Consider the following 18,927-nt stretch of genomic DNA (forward strand, 5'->3'; position numbering starts at 1 on the left):
TCATGGGTTGTATTGTACACACATGAAAGCCGCCCTGTCGCGTCAGCGGGCCGTAGGCCTTAAGGGCGGGGCTTCAGACCCAGTTTTTTCGGTGAGCGACAACCTGGTTAGGGTGGACTTGGTGGAGCTAACGCAACCCGGCTTACTGGCAGTAATGCTAAGAAATGTTAAGCTAAGAGCTTAGATCCCGAACCGAGGTAGGCCCCATGGAATCCCTTTACGCCGGCGGCAACTTTTCTGATCCCTTCGCCAATCCCCCCATTTACTCTGCCATTGCCCTGCTCAGCTTTTTTGCCGTTATCTTTGGCATCCTTTTCAAGGACAAGTTGGAATACCAGGTAGCCCTTTGGCAGCTCAACCGGGATAGCCAAGCCCAAATTCGCTATCGCACTCCTGGGGTGATCCTCACCTACAGTCTCTGCTGCTTGTTTACCTTTGGCTTTGTGGCTGCGTGTTTGAATGTGTTTGGCCTGCCTATGGCTCTGGCCGCCTGCGTCGGTGGGATCCTAGTGTTGGGCACGGCAGGCTTGGTGTGGTGGCAGTTGGGATCCCTGCTGGCTCTGTTGGCTACGGGCGGCTCCCAGGCCATAGATATTGACTCTTACGGGGCAGGAGCCGTTTTGGATCCTGAGGCAGCAGCACCTACTGAAGGGGAATAGGAGCTGGGCCACCCCAATTGACCGAGGATTTCGGCGCTGCCATGGCAAGCCTGCAAACGTTCATTCTGGAATGAACTTGAGCAAGGCTGACAAGACAAACGACACGATGAAGCAGAGTGCTCTGCTGCCATAATGGCTTCAAGCCCCGCTGCTCTCTTTCCCATGAACGAAACTGCCCAGCCCGATCTCAGAGATCTCATCCTCGCCCTGGATCGGAAGATCGACCTGCAATTTACAGAAATGCGGGGCGAGATCCGCCAGGTGGAAACAAGGCTGCAAGGGGAGATCAAGCGGCTGGAAGAGCGGGTTGACGGGGTGGCGGTCAAGCTGAACGAAAGGATTAACAGCGTCGAGGTCAAGCTCACCGAGAAAATCGATGGCGTTGAGGCCAAGCTGAACGAAAGGATTAACAGCGTCGAGGTCAAGCTCACCGAGAAAATCGATGGCATTGAGGCCCAGTTGAACGAAAGGATCAACGGGATGGAAGGCAAACTGAGCGAGAAGATGGACGGGATTGGCAAGCGCTTGGACAACCAGGAGTTCATCAGCCGAGGGGCAATTATTACCCTAGTGGGTGGTGTGCTTACAGGTCTGATTAAGTACCTGTTTTTCTCCGACAATTGACTTTGGCTGCTGATGCAAACTCTTTGGCAAACCATCGCCCAGCACCTTGCGGAAGCGACAGGGGATCCCATCCAGCCCCTACAGTATCGTTCTGTGGGCGGAGGCAGCATCAACGCCACCTATCGGTTTTCCTGCGCTTCCCAAAGCCCTCTTGCAGAAGGGGCAAGAGACTACTTTGTCAAATTGGCCCGTGGGGGAGAAAGAGCGCTGGAGATGTTTGCAGCGGAAGCTGCGGGCTTGCGAACCCTGGCGGCTGCCCAGGCCATTCGCGTGCCCCAGCCCATCATCTGGGGATCCGTAGGAGAGCAGGCTTACTTGGTGCTGGAATACCTGGAGCTAACCTCGCCCCGTCCGCAGACTGCGGGTTTATTGGGATCCCAGTTGGCCCAGTTGCACCGCACCCTATCCCCCAACGGCAGCTACGGTTGGGAGCGCGACAACACCATCGGCTCTACGCCTCAGATCAACAGTTGGCGGCAGAATTGGCCGGATTTTTATCGGGAACAGCGGCTGCTCTACCAGGTGAAATTGGCTTGCCAACAGGGGTATCGCGGCACGTGGGTGGCCCAAGCCGAACGGGTGATGGCGGAGCTAGAAGCTTTTTTTCAGGATTACAGGCCAGAACCCGCTCTGTTGCATGGAGATCTGTGGGGCGGCAACTACGGGGCCTTGGCCGATGGATCCCCGGTGATTTTCGATCCGGCCACCTACTACGGGGATCGAGAGACGGATCTGGCGATGACAGAACTGTTTGGCGGCTTTCCGCCGGAGTTCTATCGGGCTTATCAGCAGACCTATCCTTTGGATAAGGGATATCCTCACCGCAAGCCCCTCTACCAGCTCTACCACTGGCTCAACCATCTCAACCTGTTTGGAGAGGGCTACCTAGGCTCGGTGCAGCGGGCTTTGCAGCAGTGTTTGCAATTTCTTGGATAAATCGTATGGTTGTTCAGGTTAAGATGAGACGCCTGGGCTACTGCTCGCGCCAGCGGGACGGAGTCCTATCGCGCCAGCGGGACGGAGTCCTATCGCGCCAGCGGGACGGAGTCCTTGAAAAACCTTCTAACCCCCTGCATTATTGCTCCGCAACGCTATTGCTCCGCAACGCTGACGCGAAGACGCGACCAACGGTTTAGGTGTGGGCACAGTGTTCTGAGTTTGAGTGGAAATGACGATATGTCCATTCCCAAGCCGTTCGCGCCAGTGGGACAGAGTCCTTGGGGGGTAGCTCCCTCTGGGAGAGAAGCTGGGGGTGAGGGGGATCTGTCTCGAAGTAAACTGATCTGAAACGGCTAGGAGGTCTTCTCCGGCGACGACTCCCCTGCCATGACCACAGCCCCCATGTCCCCCAACAGGCGGGACTGGTTGCGCAATACTCCCAGCAAATTGAGCCGGCTGGCCCGTCGCACAGGATCCGGATCCATCACCAGAACGGCTTCAAAAAACTGGGCTACCTGAGGGGCTGCCGCTTGCAGAGCTTCCACCAAGGGAACAAAATCTCCCCGTAAGGCCGGCTCCACCCCCAGACGATAGATTTTCTGGCAAGCCTCGTACAACTCCCTTTCTGCCGCCTCCTGCAACTGACCGGGATCCACGGCGGCTGCCGGATCCACCACGGCGTAGTCCAAGTCCCCTTGGGCTGCCAGGCGGGCGCAGCGATTGAGGGTGGGATAGAGATCCGCCAATTCCCCGGTGGCCCGCAGGTGTTGCAGGTACTCCGCCCGCAGCAGGGTCAAGGGCAGGTTGCCCAGGGCCCGCAAGGTGAGTTCGGCCTTCTGGGGATCCTCCGCTTTGACCGACTCGGGATCCCCCACCACAGCCCTGACCAAGTCGTAATCAATCCGTTTTTCCTCCTGCAAAAGGGTCTGTATCCGTTGGGCCAAAAACTCCTGCAAGGCTCGCAAGGTGTGGACATCGCCAAAGGCATAGTCCTGCACCACGCTCTGCAACAGCAAGTTGAAGTCAAAAGTCCAGCCGGCATCCCAGGCAACCAGCACCAGGCTGTTGGCGGCCCGCCGCAGGGCAAAGCGATCCGAGGAGCCGGTGGGGATCCGCCCCAAGCGAAACATGCCCACCAAGGTATCCAGGCGATCTGCCCAGCCCACCACCCGCCCCGTCAGTGCTGTGGGCAAAGCGTCCCCCGCTCCCAAAGGCCAGTAGTGTTGCTCAATCCCCTCGGCTACCGCCTCCGGTTCCCCATCCTGCCGAGCGTAGTCGGCCCCCATGATCCCCTGCAGCTCGGGGAATTCGTACACCATTTGGGTAACCAGATCCGCCTTGCACAGGTAAGCCGTGCGCTCCACCAGCGCTTGTTCCTGGGCATCCAAGTTCAAGGCAGCAGCAATGAGGCGGCTGATGTGGCGGATGCGCTCCACCTTGTCCCGCATGGATCCCAGCCCTTCGGCAAAAGTAACCGCCTGCAGGCGTTCCACCCGCTGCGCCAAGGGGATCCGCCGATCCTCTTCGTAGAAAAAGCGGGCATCCGACAGGCGCGCCCGTACCACCCGGCTGTTGCCTGCCCCGATCCGCTCCGATTGCCCAGGGTCGCCATTGGAAATGGTGATGAAATAGGGCAGCAATTTCTGGGGATCCCGGCCATCCCGTACCGGGAAATAGCGTTGGTGGATGATCATCACCGTCTCGATCACCGCCGGCGGCAGGCGCAAAAATTCCGGCTCAAAACGCCCCAAAACCGCCGTCGGCCACTCCACCAACTGCACCACCTCCCGCAGCAGAGGGGCAGGGATCTGCGCTTCCCCATTCACCTGCCTGGCCAGCTTGGTTACCTCGGCCTGAATGTACGCTTCCCGCACTGCCGGATCGGGGCTGACCCCGGCCTCTTGCATTTGCTGAACGTAGCTCTCGGCCCGCTCCAGAGTGACCTGCTGGGATCCCAAAACGCGGTGCCCCCGGCTAATCCGCCCGGCCACCAAGCCCGGCATGGTATTGCCCTCGTGGGTCGGCAGCAGCAAAGGCAGCACCTGATCATCCCAAAGGGAGACCAGCCAGCGAATGGGGCGCGGAAACTTCAGATCCCCGCAGGCCCAGCGCATCAGCCGTTCCCCACTCAAGTTGGTAATCCAGGCGGGTGCCAATTCTTGGAGCACGGCTGCCGTCGGTCGGCCCCGCACCCGCTGCACCGCAAACACAAAGGATCCCTTGCCCACTTGCCGGATTTCCAGGCTGCCGGGATCCACCCCTTGTTTTTGGGCAAATTTTTCCCCGGCAGGAGTGAGCTGGCCATCTTGGTAGGCGACCTGAACCGGTGGCCCTTTCACCTCTAGGGTGCGATCCGGCTGCTGGGTGGGCAACCCCTGCAACAGAACCGCCAGGCGGCGCGGCGTACCGAAAAGCTGCATCTGCTCCGCTTGCAGATGAGCCTCCGCCAAAGAGGCCGGGATCCCGGTTCGCCACTGCTCCAGAGCCGAATCCACAAAACTGGCCGGGAGTTCCTCACAGCCGACTTCCAGCAAATAGGCAACCATACTCCTGTGCTCCGTAGGGTACCATCCCCACTTCCTCAATCAACATAGTCTATGGCTCTAAGCCTCCCTTCTGGCTCACGATGGTTCCGAAGCCGGGGTATCCCAGTTTACCAGGGGAGCCGGGGCGTCGTTGAGACAAGAGCTCCAGTCCGCAAGACAACACCCCAATGCCATCCCTGTCAAGTGGGCTCTGCGGCCGCCAGAACCCCATCTCCTTGGCGCAAGGGATGAGCTGAATCCCGCGGCAAATGCGCCACGATGATGGGAAGGCTGGGTCGGTTGCGGGCGATGGTCTCCGGCTCTCGGCCCAGGCGCGACCGGTTGCCGGTTTCGCTGGGAATCAATACCAACACATCTCCCGGCTGCAGCGCTTTAAAGACTTCCGCCACCACCCCCCCCTGCACCCGCTGAACCGGCAAGTGGGCATAGCTTTCTGCCGGCAAGGCTGGGGAGCGTTCCCGCCCAGGTCGGGTTTGCACCAGCAGGATCTGCAAACCCGCTTTCAATTCGCCGGCCAGCGTCTGCGCCAGCCCAAGGGTCTGCTGCAGGGATCTGGGAGAGACCTCCAGCTCCGGTGCAACCAAGAGGATGCGGCGCGCCGTCTCGATGGGTACCGGAAACCGCGTAATCAAGACTGGGATCCCCACCTGCCGCACCACCGCGTCAATGATGCTGCCGAAAAAGTTCTCCGCATAGGTGGAGTAGCCCTTCCAGCCCAGGATCACCAAGGTTGCCTGCCGTTCCGCCGCCGAGCGAATGATCCCTTTTTCCACCGAGTCATCCACCCGCCGGATCGGCTCCACTCGGGCCACGGCGCTGTGGGCCAGAGCTTCTGCGAAAGTCAGCAACTGCTCTTGCCGAGCCAGGGCTGCTGGCGAGATCCCGGCGCGGTCAGACAAAACATGCAGCGGCAGCAGCGTTCCCCCATCTTTTTTGGCCAAAATCAAAGCCAACTGTAACAGGTTCCTCTCAGTATCCGGGTTGGCCACCGGCACCAAGACGCGAGCTCCCCAATCTGGCTTGGGCAATTCGGTGGACTCTGCCGCCACTTCGGCTGGCTGCATTTGCTCTCCCCAGCGGGCCACAATCCAAGGCGAGGCAACACAGGTCACCAGGATCATGGCAATGGCGCCGTTCACCGTCAGCTCATCCACCAACTCCACCTGAAAAGCCACCGTGATCGCCGCCAGGGTAGCCGCCGCCTGAGCCATCGACAAACCGAACATGATCATCGTGCTGGCAAAGCGCCAGCCAAACAGTTGGGCCGGGATCCAAGCGGCCAGAAACTTGCTCACCACCTCCGCTGCGATCATCACCCCTCCCACCAGCAGCGAGCGCGGCTCTCCCAAGAGAATGCCGGGATTGATCAGCATCCCCACCGAGATCAAGAAAAAAGGCACAAACAGGGTGTTGCCGATAAACTGGATCCGGTTCATCAGGGGGCTGAGCTGGGGGATGATGGGGGTAATGGCCGTCCCGGCCAGAAAGGCTCCCACCACCGGCTCAATGCCGATCAACCCCGCTCCGTAGGCCACCACAAACAAAGTGGCGATCACGAAAGTAAACTCTGCTCCCTCGTCGTGACCAAAGCGTTGAAAGAACCAACTGCCCAGCTTAGGCACCCCCCACAGGGTGGCAAACGTGTAGAGGGCAATGGAAGGGATCAACGTCAGCCAAAAGCGCAGCGACAGCTCCCCTTGGTGGGCGCGCACCACCACCGCCAGCACCAACAAAGCCAGGACATTCGTGATAAGGGTGGCCCCCAAAGTTGCCGTTACCGTCTGCAGGCGCATCAACCCCAGCTTCGAGATGATGGGCAGACCGATCAGGGTGTGAGAGGCAAAACAAGAGGCCACCAGCACCGCCGCCAGAAAGCCATACCCAATGGCCAACATGGCTGCTGTGCCGATGAGCATGGGCAACAGAAAGGTGAGCGCCCCGAAGAGGGTGGCCTTCCCGGCATTGAGCTTCAAATCTTCCAGACTGGTCTCCAGCCCCGCCATGAACATGAGAAACAACAGCCCCACCGTGCCCAGCAGGATGATGGTCTCGTCCCGCCGCAAGATGCCCAAGCCGTAGGGCCCCACCACCAGCCCAGCCAAGATTAACCCGATGATCCCCGGCAGGCGCAGCCGCTCAAATAGCAAGGGAGCCACCAGCATGATGGTCAGGATGATCAAAAACACCAGCACCGGATTCTCAACAGGGCCAATCAGGGCTAGAGGGATCCCCGAAATTTGCAGCCAGTTAGCCAGCATAAATCACCCGACAGACAGCTAATGAACAGACCCGGCAAAGCGCCCGCATGAGTCTATCAGATCCCTCCAGATCCAAGTAGCTCTCGATGCCCCACAGACTTTGTCCGGCCTTCAATTACTGGCAGGGCGTTTAATAAGTATTCAAAAGTAAGTACATCAGACACATTAAGACACATTAAGCAGTGAAAACAGCTTGGCAGTAGTGCCCAGAGAAAGGCGGGAGAAACCCCCGAGAAACACGCATTAAAATCAGAGGGTACATGCTCCTAGGCTGCCTATGCACCAGCTTGCTCCTGGAAAAGTGATCGGCCAGCGCTATCAACTGGTTCACAGCATTGCAGCAGGTGGCATGGGGCGGGTGTTCAAGGCTGTCGATACGCGCCTGTTCAACCGTCCGGTGGCGGTCAAGCTGTTGCACCAAAACTTAGCAGGCGATGACAACACCCGACGCCAGTTGCACAAACGTTTTCAGCAGGAAATTCGCATCAGCACGCTGCTGGGGGAGCACCCTGCCATTGTCAAGGTATTGGACTATGGCCTAGAGAACGACCAACCTTACCTGGTGATGGAATACCTGACGGGGCGCAGTTTGGGGGAGCTGATGCTCAAGCAGCCGGTGCTGCCGCCTCAACAGGTGGTGAGGATTGCCCGCCAAGTGTGTGCCGGTCTCTATTACGCCCACAACCTAGAGACCGAGCAGGATGGCCATCTCATCAAGGGGGTGATCCATCGCGACATCAAACCCAGCAACCTCTTCGTCCTAAAAGATGAAACGTTGGGGGAGACCGTCAAAATCTTGGATTTCGGCATTGCCAAGCTCCTCAGCGACGTTTCCCTCGCCCTCGGCACCCAGACCACCGGCTTTTTGGGTACGGTGCGCTATGCCTCTCCCGAACAGGTGCGCGGGGAAGCCCTGGATGCCCGCTCGGATATCTACTCGCTTGGCGTAGTGCTCTACCGCATGTTGACCGGGCAACACCCCCTCCAGCCGAAGAGCGATTCTTTCCCCGGCTGGTACGAGGCCCACAATTACCAACAGCCTCAGCCCTTCGATCGCTCGAATTTGCCCTATGAGATTCCGCTGGAGCTGGAACAGGTGGTGCTCTCCTGTCTGGCCAAAGATCCCAACCGGCGGCCCCAAGATATGAAGGTTCTCAGCGCCCAATTGGAGGGATCCCTGCGCTCCCAGAGCGCTGCCGGCTCTTCCCTCGCGTCCCCCCCAGCCGCACCCATCTTCTCCGAGCGTACCCTAGCGGCGGTAGATGCAGGGCAGTCGGGCACACACCTGCTCAGTACCCAGGCAGAGCCCGAGGCCAAGCCGTTTCCCCTCTGGGCTGGGATAGCCCTTTTTGTGGCCATTGCGGGGAGCACCTTCTGGGGCCTGCGTCTGCTGTTGGATCCGGGCCCAGGCAGGGAAAAACTGCCTGCTGTCCCTGAACGACCTGATACCCATCGCGTCGGCGGCTCCGAGCGGGATCCCTCAGCCACTCCTGAACCCCTGCTGGACTGGCTGCCGCGGGATCCGGAGGGCAAACCGGTGTTTGAGGATGATCCCGCCCCAGATCTGGGAATCGGTGAGTCCGCAAGCGAGCCCACACCCAGGCCGGAGGCAACTTCAGGGGCAGTGTCCCCTACTCCTCAGCCCCCCGCTCCAACTCGGCAGGTGTCCCCTCCCACTCCAGTGCCTGCTGCGCCGCCGCCCCGACCGGTTGCCGTGCCCACGCCCGCTGCTCCACCTTCTCCAGCCCCTGTCCCGGCCAAACCTCTCCCGCCGCCGCCCATCAACCAACCCCTGTTCCCCCAAGTGAACCGGGTTGCTCCAACTTCTGCTCCCCCTGCAGCACCCCCAACCCAACCCCCTACCCCCAGCTTTCTGGAGCGGTTGCGCGAGGAGCGAGAACGCTTGGGGAAAGACTAGGCGCAAAAAAGGGATCCCCAAGGATCCCTTCGCAAACAGAGACATAGGGCTAGTCTTCGATGGGATCCCCCGTCAAGGGATCCCAGAACAGGTAGAGTCAGGCGGCAGCCAGCCGGGCATTGGCGGCATCCCAGTTCACCAGGTGCTCCAGGTAGGCGCTGATGAAGTCAGGCCGCCGGTTTTGGTAATCCAGGTAGTAGGCGTGCTCCCACACATCCAAAGTGAGCAGGGGCGTTTGGCCGTAAACCAGGGGGTTTTCGGCATTGGGGGTTTTGGTGACCTTCAGGGTGCCGTTGTCCAGCACCAGCCAGGCCCAACCGCTGCCAAATTGGGTGGCGGCTGCCGTCTTGAAGGCTTCTGCAAACTTGTCATAGCCGCCAAAGTCGGCGTTGATCTTGTCGGCAATAGGCCCGGTAGGCGCACCTCCCCCGCCTGGCTTCATGGATTCCCAGAAAAAGGTGTGATTCCAAACTTGGGCAGCATTGTTGAAGATACCCGCTTTGTTGGGATCCCCAAAGGTGGCTTTGATGATCTCCTCCAGAGACTTGTTGGCCAGATCGGTGCCCTCGATGAGCTTGTTCAGGTTGGCTACGTAGGCTGCGTGGTGCTTGCCGTGGTGGTAGGAGAAGGTTTCTGCCGACATGTAGGGCTTGAGCGCGTCAGCAGGATAGGGCAGAGCCGGGAGTTCAAAAGCCATAATCGTCTGTCCTCTGTGTCTTGTGCAAGGAATGCAAGAAAGAACGCGGCGAAGGGTCAGGATAACCAGAAAAAGGCGTTACCTTTCTTTGCAGTTTTAGTGTAACTCAGAATCAGTACGCGCTGGGATCCCTTGGACACCTCGATTCCGGTTGGAACCCTGCTCGACCCCAGAGAGGTGGAACCGCGGCTGTCTCAGCCCAATGGCCGACAACCACTCGTTGGCCAGCGGTCGGAAAAGCGAGATCGTCCCGGCTGGAAAGCGCTAACGGGATCCCTCCCGCAGTAGCTCAATCAGCAGGGGAGCGACATCCCTGAGCAGGGGGATCAAAACCGCCGTGATGGCGGCAATGGTAACCACATTGCGGGTGAAGTTGAGGGTATCGCGGCTGAGCTGGAAAAACCGCTCGTCCCACCGTTTGACCTCGGCCTCGAGGCGCTCCTCGGCTCTGGCAATGCGCTCCTCGGCTCTGGCAATGCGCTCCTCAGCCCTGGCAATGCGTTCCTCAGTGCCGGCAATGGTTTGCATCAGCTCTTGGTTTTGCCGGGCCAGTTGGGCGATGGCCTGGGCATTGGCCTCGACAGTGCGCTCGATGCGCGCCAGCCGCTCCTCGCTGTAGCTCATGGTCGGGGAGGGGGAAATTGATGCGGGCTGGGGAAATCCTGAGGTGGGATCCCTTGCAGAGCCTCAGTCATAAAGCGCTTCCAGGTGGGGGCAACAAAGGCCCCGCCGGCGGTGCCGGGCAGCATGGGGGAGTTGTTGTCGTTGCCAATCCAAATGGCGGTAGACAGTTGCGGCACATAGCCGATGAACCAAGCGTCGCGGAAATCGGAGGTGGTGCCGGTTTTGCCGGCTACAGGTCGCCCGTCATCCAAACGAGCCGCCGTCCCGGTGCCTTGGGTCACTACCCCTTTGAGGATTTGGTTGAGCGTAGCCACCGCCCAGGGATCCAAAACCCGCTGCGGCTGAGGCCTGGCCTCGAAGAGGATTTGGCCGTTGCGATCCACCACCTGGGCCAAGAGGGTCGGCTCCACCCGATATCCGCCGTTGGCAAAGACCGCATAGCTAGCCGCCATCTCCAGGGGGCTGATGCTGGCCGAGCCCAAAGCTGTGGCCAAGTTGGGGAACATCTCGGCAGTAATACCGGTGGCCTGAGCCGCTGCAATGACGTTGCGGATCCCGACATCATCGGCCAACTTGACCGTGGGCACGTTGCGGGAGAGCTCCAAAGCCCGAGCAAAGGTGAGGGAGCCATAAAAGGTGTTGTCGTAGTTTTTCGGGCTGTAGGGCGGCGAGCCGGGATAGGTGACGGGGGTATCTTCCAAGATGCTGCCGGGTGAATAGCGCCCGCTGGCCAGAGCCGCGTAGTACACATAGGGCTTAAAGGTGGATCCCGTTTGGCGAAACGCCTGGGTGGCGCGGTTAAATTGGCCCCGCTGAGCGTTGATCCCGCCCACAATGGCCTTCACATAGCCGGTACGGGGATCCACTGCCGCCAAAGCCATTTGATCGGCACGACGAGCTGCCCCAATGCGGGGGCCATCTTCATTGACAATGCGCTGGGCAAGGCGCTGCAGACGCAGATCGATGGTGGACTGAACCCGCAGACCTCCTTGCATTAGAGCTTGTTCCCCATAGCGGTGCCGCAGCTCCGCCTCAATGGCGTCGGTAACTGCTGGGGCGTTACTTTGAAAGGAGGTAATGCGGCCTAAGGTCAGCTTTTGCTCCCGCGCCGCCTGGGCCTCTGCTGGGGTGATCCAGTTCAGCTCCACCAGACGATCCAGCACCAGGTGTTGCCGCCGTTTGGCTCCCTCCAGGTTGCGAAAGGGGCTGAGGGTTTCCGGGGCCGGCAGGATCCCAGCCAACATCGCCGCTTCAGCCAAGTTCAGTTCAGACGCATCCTTGTTGAAGTAGCTGCGGGCTGCCGCCTGGATGCCGTAGAGATTGTGCCCCCAGTACACCTGGTTGAGGTACATCTCCAGGATCTCGTCTTTGCTGAAGACCTGTTCTAGGCGCACCGCCAACACGATCTCGGCGACTTTACGGCTGAGGGTACGCTCCGGCCTCAAAAACAGGTTCTTGACCAACTGCATTGTCAGGGTGGATCCCCCCCCCGCCGAGCCTATACCCCCCTCCACACTGCCTAGGATCGCCCGGCCCAAGCTGACCGGATTAATGCCTGGATGGGTGTAAAAGTGGCTGTCTTCAATGGCCAGCAAGGCCTTTTTCATCTCCGGCGAGACCTGTTCAAGGGAGATCACTTCCCGGTTGGCCTCCCCGTGTAGGCTGGCAATGGGCTCGCCCCGAATATCGACAATGTGGGTGGTGGCAATGGGCACGTAATCCCGCAATTGATGCACGTCCGGCAAGTTGCGGAAGCTAATGGCCAGCCCCACCAATCCGGCAGCCGTTGCCGTGGATCCCAAGAGCAGGGATCCCAGCAACAGATTGCCCACCACACCGGCAACCTGGGCAATCCGGGAGGGGCGGGTGGGTGGGGTATAGTCGGCGTGCTCGTCAAACCCCGATCCGGAAAAAGGGGAATTGGAGACACGCTCCAACCCCGGCTTTCTCGCCCGGCGGGCCAATGGTCTGCGACCGTAGGTCACGTCAAAAACCCTGTCACGTCCGTGTTGCAAAGCAACAACAAGCCAGACCCATTATAGGGCGGCGTCTATCGGCCCGGCAGGATGGCCAACCTCACCCATCGACAACTCCAACCGGGCTAGGTGGAGCGAGTTGAGAGCCGACCATCTTTTGCGTGGGCTTAATTTGCGTGGGCTTAAAATGGCTCATGGGTTCAGCCGGAGGATCAGGCTTTGAGTATATCGTCAGCCTCAGTTTCGCCAGCGTACCGGGATCCGTTGATAGCCCAAATTGTTGAGCGGGGGGTGGCCGAGATCTTTCCGGGAGGGCCTGCTGCCCTAGCGGAGTGCCTGGCCACAACAAATCGTCCCTTGCGGGTGAAGCTGGGCATCGATCCCACCCGACCGGATCTGCACCTGGGCCATTCAGTGGTGTTGCGCAAGTTGCGCCAGTTCCAGGATGCGGGCCATGTGGCCATTTTGCTCATCGGGGACTTCACGGCGCTGGTCGGGGATCCCACCGGCCAATCGGAGGCCCGTCCCCGCCTCACCCCGGCAGAAGTGGAGGAAAACGCCCGCACCTACTTGGAGCAGGCCGGCAAGATCTTGGATTTTGAGACCCCTGGCCGGCTGGAGGTGCGCCGCAACAGCGAGTGGCTGGCCCACCTGACTCTCAGCGAGCTGATCGAACTCCAGGCCCAGATGACGGTGGGGCAGATGCTGGCCAAAGAAGACTTTGCCCAGCGCTACCGCGCTGGAACGCCAATTTATCTGCACGAATTTCTCTATCCCCTCCTGCAGGGCTACGACTCGGTGGCTCTGGCAGCCGACGTAGAACTGGGGGGAACCGACCAGCGCTTTAACCTGCTCACCGGTCGGGATCTGCAAATCTGGAAGGGCCAAACGCCGCAGTTCTGCGTGACGGTGCCGCTTTTGGAGGGGCTGGACGGGTACCAGAAAATGTCCAAGTCCAAAAACAACTACGTGGGCCTGACCGAGGATCCCCTCACCATGTACTCCAAGCTGGAGAAGGTGCCGGATCACCTGGTGGAGCGCTACTTTGAGTTGCTCACCTCAGTGCCCCTTGCCGAGCTGCCGCAGGATCCCCGCCAGCGGCAGATCCTCCTAGCCAAGACCCTAGTGGCCCAGTTTCACTCCCCTGCAGCGGCAGAAGAGGCCCAGCGCACCGCCCAAGCCCTGGTGCTAGACGGTATTCTTGCCGAAACGGGATCCATCCCCACCTTTGCCATCGATGGGTTGTCTTACCCTGTTAAACTCAGCTACATCCTGCGTGAGTGTGGCCTGTGCAAGAGTGCCGCCGAGGCCCGTCGGCAGATTCAAGGGGGCGCCGTGCGGCTGGATGGGCAAAAGGTGGAGGATCCCGACCTGGAGTTTGCCCATGCCTCGGAGCTGGCCGGGCGGATTTTGCAGGTGGGCAAAAAGGCCTTTCGTCGGCTAGTGAAAGGCGCAGATTAGTCTTCCCCTCTCCCTGTGGGAAAGGGGTGAGGGGATCCATCAACGGGCAGGCTTGAAGCCGAGTCCGGTTTTTTTCTGCCTGGTCTTGGCTGGGGGATCGGACAGAGGAGAAGCTGACGAAGTTGGCGGGAAAACGGGCTCCGGTTTGGGCCGGATCGAGCCCGCCTCGGCTACTGCCTCAGAGAGCTTTTGCCGCACCAGCTCCTGAGTCTCCAAAATGTTGGGATCCGCCGCCCATTCCGGGGCCTCTCGAACGGGATCATCCTCGGAGGTGAACTCCAGGTCGTAGGTCTCGGCGCGGTAATCGAGGCTGAAGCATTCCCAAGCCCGCAGACTGTAAAAATAGGGGAACAAACGCACAATGCGCTCAATATCCAGGTGCTCGGCAAAGCGACGAAAAGCCTCTTCTTCAGAAACCGGGAAAGGGGCGTAGTGTTCTGAAACAAACCACCGCAAGAATTTCCGCGCCTCTGGGATGATCTGCTGGGCGGGCAGGGATCCCAGCACCGCTGCGTTGAAGCAGTTGACCAACAGGTGCTCCAGCATTACCGCGTTGTACTCGGCAAAGCAAGTTTGCTCGCGGCTTTCCACCGGCTGCCAGGGCATGTTGCCGTTGGCGGCAATGAGCAGGTGAACCAGGTCATGGGAGGGGTTGGTTTGGATGTAGCCGTGCCCCTCCAACTTAGCGCCATCGCAGCTAAAGAGCTGGTGTTGGGGGCTCCAATAGAACTTGAGTTGCTTTGCCGCCATGTTCAGTTCTCCTCCTCACCCAGGGGATCCTTTTAGAGCTTACACCTGCACTGATGAGCTGCTATGAACTATAGGCCACGGAGGAGAGCGCCGGCTTATTTGACAATTGGTCAGCGAGAACGCTTGCCACAAGTGGCAAAACAAAGGGGTCTTTATCTCGAAGCAATTCTCGGAGCAGACAGGCTTTAGCCGCCCTACTAGGCTCAAAGCTGAGACCCGCTGTGCTCGCATTGTGAAAAAAGATTGAAAAAAGATGAACTCGAGATCCTCTAACTGCAGTAAAAATCTTTACGCCTACACTAAGCGCTACAGTAGCTTTCGGAATCACTGGGTGGTATTCTAGCTCCGTACTTTCATGCCACCCCACTATGCTTGCACTGGCAGCTGCAATGACTGTAAAAATACAGCCCGGTCAAGTAAAAAGCCAAAAAGCTGGTTGGCTGCTTCTCCTGGTGCTCGTGGGAAGCTGCCTTGTCGGCTGTGGCTCTTCCGGCGGTACAGGCATTGAGCCGTCGGCTGTGGGATCCCAAGCTCGCCTGACATTCAATGGGGCTCTGACCCGCTCCTTTTCTGGCACACAAGGGGAAATGGAGTTCAACATCGCCCTCCTGCAAGGCGGGGATCCGCCCCAACCAATAACCCAGCTCTCTGCCAGTCAGGTCAGCCTGCAGGTAAACCGGGTAACCGACTTGCTAGGGAGCCCGCAGCCGGTAGCCTTGACCCTGACACCCACCCGGATCGAGAACCCCCCGCCGGATCTGGCTCAGCGGCCTTTGCTCATGGCAGTGCTGATGGATGGCTCAGGCAGCTTGCTGGTTTTGGATCCCCAATCTCGGCGCTTCCTGGCTGTTTTTCGGCTCTTGGATCAATTTCGCCCTGCACTCCTGGATCTGGGCGCCATTCTGCGCTTTGACAACCGGGGAGCAGGCTTTGGCGTTACAGCCCTGGGGCAGCCTCTGCGCACGGCTCAGCTATTGCAGGACTTCACCAGCGACAGAGAGCTGCTGAGACGAGGGGTTTTGCGTGCTGTTCCCGGAGGGAACACCGCCCTTTACGATGCCACGGTGGAAGCGGGGCGTTTCTTAAGCGACTTTCGGCCCACCGAGCGTTTCAACCGCCGTTTGGTGGTGTTTACCGATGGTATCGACAACGAAAGCACCCGCTCCATCAACCAAACTACCCAGGAGCTGACAGCCCTGGCCAGAGAGCGAGGACAGAAACTCACCGTGTATGTGGTTGGGTTGGGGGTCGATTTGAATCTTCTGGAGTTACAGCGTCTGGCTGCAGCTACTGAGGGGACTTTTGTGCTGGCACGGTTTTCTGAAGAGCTGGAAGCTCCCTTTGCCAACTTATTCCCTGCTGCTATTGGGGAGCACCGCCTGCAAATGAGGGTGCAAAGCAATGTTCCGCTATCTGCTGGTTCTTATCTTCTCAGTGGCGAGCTGAGAGTTGAGAGAGAAGGCAGCCGTTTTGTGGCGCCATTCAGCGACGCTGTTCTCACGGTGGGATCCCGCTAGAGTCATTCCGCAGGCTGACAACATCCCTAATCGAGAGCGAGGCGATAAGCAAATGTTTCGACGACTCGGTATACCCAGAAGATTTTGGCAACCGGCTGCGCTTGTCCTGGCGGCAGTGCTTACAGGTTCCCTAACGGTTTTCCTGAAAGGTTGCGGTGGTGGCACCTCCAGCAGCCCCTCGACCGTGGGGTCGCCGCCAAGGGATCCCGGCTCTGGCTCTGGCTCTACCTCTGCCATTTTGGGATTGGTGGTTGATCCCTTTGCTCAGCTTTGCCCTTCAGGCTCAACAGCCGCCCTTTGTTCGGGAGGGCCGCTCTTTTCAAGAGGCAATAAGGTTGAGTTGTTCAACCTAAGCTCAAGAGGGGACATTTTGTTGCCTGCCTTGTCAACCACTGCCTTGGAGGACAACTTGCGGTTCACCATCCCCTTTTCCGGATCGATTATTCAACCGCCGGGGAAGTTGGTATCGGTTCAGTCCAATCTCCTGGGCCAAGGGCGTCAGTCCGGCCAGCCTACACCCCTGCGGGGATTTGTTTTCAGCGCAGCCGTGGATGTTTCCCCTTGGAGCGAAGCCCTTTATCGCATCTTGCTGCGGGAACGGGATAGAGTGTCTTTCTCCAACTTAGCGCCTCCAGAAATTAGGGATCTGGAGAATATTCTGTTTGTCAGCGTACCTCTTTCCAGAACAGCCCGAGACCTGGAGGAAATCATTACGGACATTATTCGACAAGCGGATCAACTTAGTTTTAATCAGCTTCGCTTTGTGGAAGATCTCATTCGCGTTTGCTATGCCCCAGAAGGCAATCAATCGGATCAGCCCTGCCGCCTCCGCATTCCCGTACCCCTACCGCCGGCACCTACGCCGACTCCATTTGTGCCTGCTCCTGAAACTCCCGCTCTTCCCACCATCATCACCAACAGAGCTGTTGTTCGTTCAGCATCGGGCTCATTGCTCTTTAGCAACACGGTTTCGGTAAGGGTAGATAATTGATGGCTGCCTCGTTTTAGTCAAGTTTGGTCAAGCTGGTTTTGTGTTCTGAGAGAACGCGCTGAGAGAGCCGAGGAGTGTTGAATGCTGACCTCAAAACCGTCTTCATTTCGTCCTGGTCAACTGGAAAGATTGCTTTGCTTTTTTAGTCGCAGCTTGGGCACCGTTTCCACAGCCCTGCTAATGGTTCTCTTGGGGGTAGAGCAAGCTAGCTTCTCTGCGTCTAGGGAAACGTCTCTACAACACCCCAAGCAGGATGAGCTGGTCTTTATCGATCAAGCCTTGCCGGACTTGGCGATCTTGCTGGCAGGCATTCGTCCTGGAGCGGAAGTTGTTTTTCTGGATCCCAATAGAGATGGGATTGAGCAGATCACAGAGACACTGCGAGGACGAAAAGGCATCAAAACCCTGCACATCCTGTCTCACGGGCAGGCAGGCTCACTCTCCTTGGGCAGAAGAGTTCTTAACCGAGAAAACTTGCCCGAGTACGCGGACCTACTGGCAAAGTGGAAATCTAGCCTTGCGGACGATGCGGACATTTTAATCTACGGCTGCGAGGTGGCGGCAGGGCTGGAGGGCAGACTTTTCATAGAGCAAATAGCCCGCCTGACAGGAGCTGATATTGCTGCTTCTACAAACCTCACAGGCTATGCCAAAGCCGGAGCAGATTGGATTTTAGAAGCCGCGGCTGGCAGCGTTACCGCACCTACGATTGTGGTTGAAGGAGTGATTGATCACAGCTATCAGCACACACTCCAAGCCGCTGCTGTTCCCACCTTAGGTGCTGGATCTGTACTGACAGACATTCAGGTGAGTGGCCAAAAGCTGTCTCTCATTGGTGCAACCGATCAAGTTGTTCTGAGGAGAGTCGATAACCCCAATAAATCTGGTGTATGCAACATTGTCTGGGTTATTCCGCCAGACACTCCCGGCACTCTAGGAATTACGTCGATGGAGCAAGCTATCCTAATCAATCCCTTAAACCCGGTTATCAAAGCTGGCACGGATAATCTATTTACAAATATTATCAGTGTGAACAGTAATAATATTGAGAGGGTAGACTTTATAACCCCAGGCGGAATAACTGCCCCTTCTACAAACCTTGATAAGATTGGCTTCCTACTTCTAGATAGAGGAGGAAACGATAGTTTTAAAATTGCTGCTATTACGAAACTCGATCCAAATCCCAAACAATTTGTTTATAACTCTCCCATCCCGGTCTCGGCTACTGATTGGGGACTAGGAACAGTGATATCACTTACAAAGATTTACAGCGACAATTGCGGAACTGCCAGTCTGAATACGAATATTACAGCTAGCACAGTTAATCAAAAATTGTCGGGTGTTTTCGTAAGTTACCAGGATCTGGGCATAGGATCTGGTCAAACGTTCTTTGGTTACTCAGTAGTTGGGAATGACGTAATTGGCTCAATCCAAGACTTCACAACGTTTCCGAAAAATACGACAGAGGCTAACGGCGGTTGGGACATGACGGCAGGAGGGGGCATTGTTGCTTACAACCCCGTTGCTAATAATGACTCCGCCACCACTCCCCAAAATACACCGGTCACTATCAATGTGTTGTCGAATGACATAGCGTATGCTTTCAGTTTGGATCCTAGTACTATCGACCTAGATCCGCTCACTCCTGGGCAACAGACCACTCTGACAGTTGCCGGGGAAGGTACATACACCGTCTCAGGCGGAGTAGTCATTTTTACTCCGCTGCCAGCTTTCACGGGTACTACCACTTCGATTCAATACACAGTAAAAGATACGGTAGGGCTGATTTCCAACCAAGCAACCATCACTGTCACAGTCACTCCAGCACCAACTCCGACCCCGACGCCGACACCGACCCCCACGCCGACCCCCACACCGACGCCAACACCAACACCGACGCCAACACCAACACCGACGCCAACACCAACACCGACGCCAACACCAACACCGACGCCAACACCAACACC

General features: G+C 58.2%; 15 protein-coding genes. 9 read left to right on the plus strand and 6 right to left on the minus strand.

The genetic code is table 11. The features are described 5' to 3' along the window. Positions 1-206 precede the first annotated feature (206 nt). The 3 genes from ACVWZ1_RS12680 (at position 207) to ACVWZ1_RS12690 (ending at position 2,219) form a co-directional block, all read left to right on the plus strand. A complete protein-coding gene (locus ACVWZ1_RS12680) occupies positions 207-659 on the plus strand; it encodes a hypothetical protein (protein ID WP_414358508.1) in 453 nt (150 codons plus the stop codon). 162 nt (positions 660-821) lie between these two features. Beyond that, positions 822-1,283, plus strand: a complete 462-nt coding sequence (locus ACVWZ1_RS12685; protein WP_457466669.1) for a hypothetical protein — start codon at positions 822-824, stop codon at positions 1,281-1,283. A gap of 12 nt (positions 1,284-1,295) precedes the next feature. Beyond that, positions 1,296-2,219, plus strand: coding sequence for a fructosamine kinase family protein (locus ACVWZ1_RS12690; RefSeq protein WP_457466668.1), 924 nt, complete (start codon positions 1,296-1,298; stop codon positions 2,217-2,219). Between the two features lie 356 nt (positions 2,220-2,575). Here ACVWZ1_RS12690 and glyS read toward each other — a convergent pair whose 3' ends face one another. After that, positions 2,576-4,768: a glycine--tRNA ligase subunit beta gene (gene glyS, locus ACVWZ1_RS12695; RefSeq protein WP_457503578.1), complete on the minus strand. Its 2,193-nt coding sequence runs from the start codon at positions 4,766-4,768 to the stop codon at positions 2,576-2,578. A gap of 179 nt (positions 4,769-4,947) precedes the next feature. Beyond that, a complete protein-coding gene (locus ACVWZ1_RS12700; RefSeq protein ID WP_457503579.1) occupies positions 4,948-7,026 on the minus strand; it encodes a cation:proton antiporter domain-containing protein in 2,079 nt (692 codons plus the stop codon). A 277-nt stretch (positions 7,027-7,303) separates the two neighbouring features. On the opposite strand from ACVWZ1_RS12700, the gene ACVWZ1_RS12705 reads away from it, so the two are divergent. After that, entirely contained in the window at positions 7,304-8,944 is a 1,641-nt protein-coding gene (locus ACVWZ1_RS12705; RefSeq protein WP_457503581.1) for a serine/threonine protein kinase, read from the plus strand. Between the two features lie 97 nt (positions 8,945-9,041). On the opposite strand, the gene ACVWZ1_RS12710 is transcribed toward ACVWZ1_RS12705, so the two are convergent. From ACVWZ1_RS12710 to ACVWZ1_RS12720, 3 genes are all read right to left on the minus strand, one after another. Further along, positions 9,042-9,641, minus strand: a complete 600-nt coding sequence (locus ACVWZ1_RS12710; protein WP_414350168.1) for a superoxide dismutase — start codon at positions 9,639-9,641, stop codon at positions 9,042-9,044. Positions 9,642-9,905: 264 nt separating this feature from the next. Continuing rightward, positions 9,906-10,265, minus strand: coding sequence for a hypothetical protein (locus tag ACVWZ1_RS12715; protein ID WP_457503582.1), 360 nt, complete (start codon positions 10,263-10,265; stop codon positions 9,906-9,908). Further along, complete coding sequence (locus ACVWZ1_RS12720; protein WP_457503584.1) at positions 10,262-12,250, minus strand: transglycosylase domain-containing protein; 1,989 nt, start codon at positions 12,248-12,250, stop codon at positions 10,262-10,264. Before ACVWZ1_RS12720 ends, ACVWZ1_RS12715 begins: the two co-directional genes overlap by 4 nt. A 210-nt stretch (positions 12,251-12,460) precedes the next feature. Here ACVWZ1_RS12720 and tyrS point away from each other — a divergent pair, with 210 nt between their 5' ends. Next, positions 12,461-13,702, plus strand: a complete 1,242-nt coding sequence (gene tyrS, locus ACVWZ1_RS12725; RefSeq protein ID WP_457503586.1) for a tyrosine--tRNA ligase — start codon at positions 12,461-12,463, stop codon at positions 13,700-13,702. A gap of 39 nt (positions 13,703-13,741) precedes the next feature. On the opposite strand, the gene ACVWZ1_RS12730 is transcribed toward tyrS, so the two are convergent. Next, on the minus strand, positions 13,742-14,452 hold the full coding sequence (locus ACVWZ1_RS12730) for a hypothetical protein (RefSeq protein WP_457491682.1): 711 nt from the start codon (positions 14,450-14,452) through the stop codon (positions 13,742-13,744). Between the two features lie 452 nt (positions 14,453-14,904). Here ACVWZ1_RS12730 and ACVWZ1_RS12735 point away from each other — a divergent pair, with 452 nt between their 5' ends. The 4 genes from ACVWZ1_RS12735 to ACVWZ1_RS12750 form a co-directional block, all read left to right on the plus strand. Then, on the plus strand, positions 14,905-15,969 hold the full coding sequence (locus ACVWZ1_RS12735) for a vWA domain-containing protein (RefSeq protein ID WP_457503587.1): 1,065 nt from the start codon (positions 14,905-14,907) through the stop codon (positions 15,967-15,969). Positions 15,970-16,127: 158 nt separating this feature from the next. Beyond that, complete coding sequence (locus ACVWZ1_RS12740) at positions 16,128-16,322, plus strand: hypothetical protein (protein ID WP_457503588.1); 195 nt, start codon at positions 16,128-16,130, stop codon at positions 16,320-16,322. A gap of 20 nt (positions 16,323-16,342) precedes the next feature. Beyond that, positions 16,343-16,960, plus strand: a complete 618-nt coding sequence (locus ACVWZ1_RS12745; RefSeq protein WP_457503590.1) for a hypothetical protein — start codon at positions 16,343-16,345, stop codon at positions 16,958-16,960. A gap of 81 nt (positions 16,961-17,041) precedes the next feature. Further along, the coding region (locus tag ACVWZ1_RS12750) for a DUF4347 domain-containing protein (RefSeq protein WP_457503592.1) at positions 17,042-18,927 on the plus strand (1,886 nt) is incomplete at its 3' end.

The sequence above is a fragment of the Thermostichus sp. MS-CIW-25 genome (genome assembly GCF_054060015.1).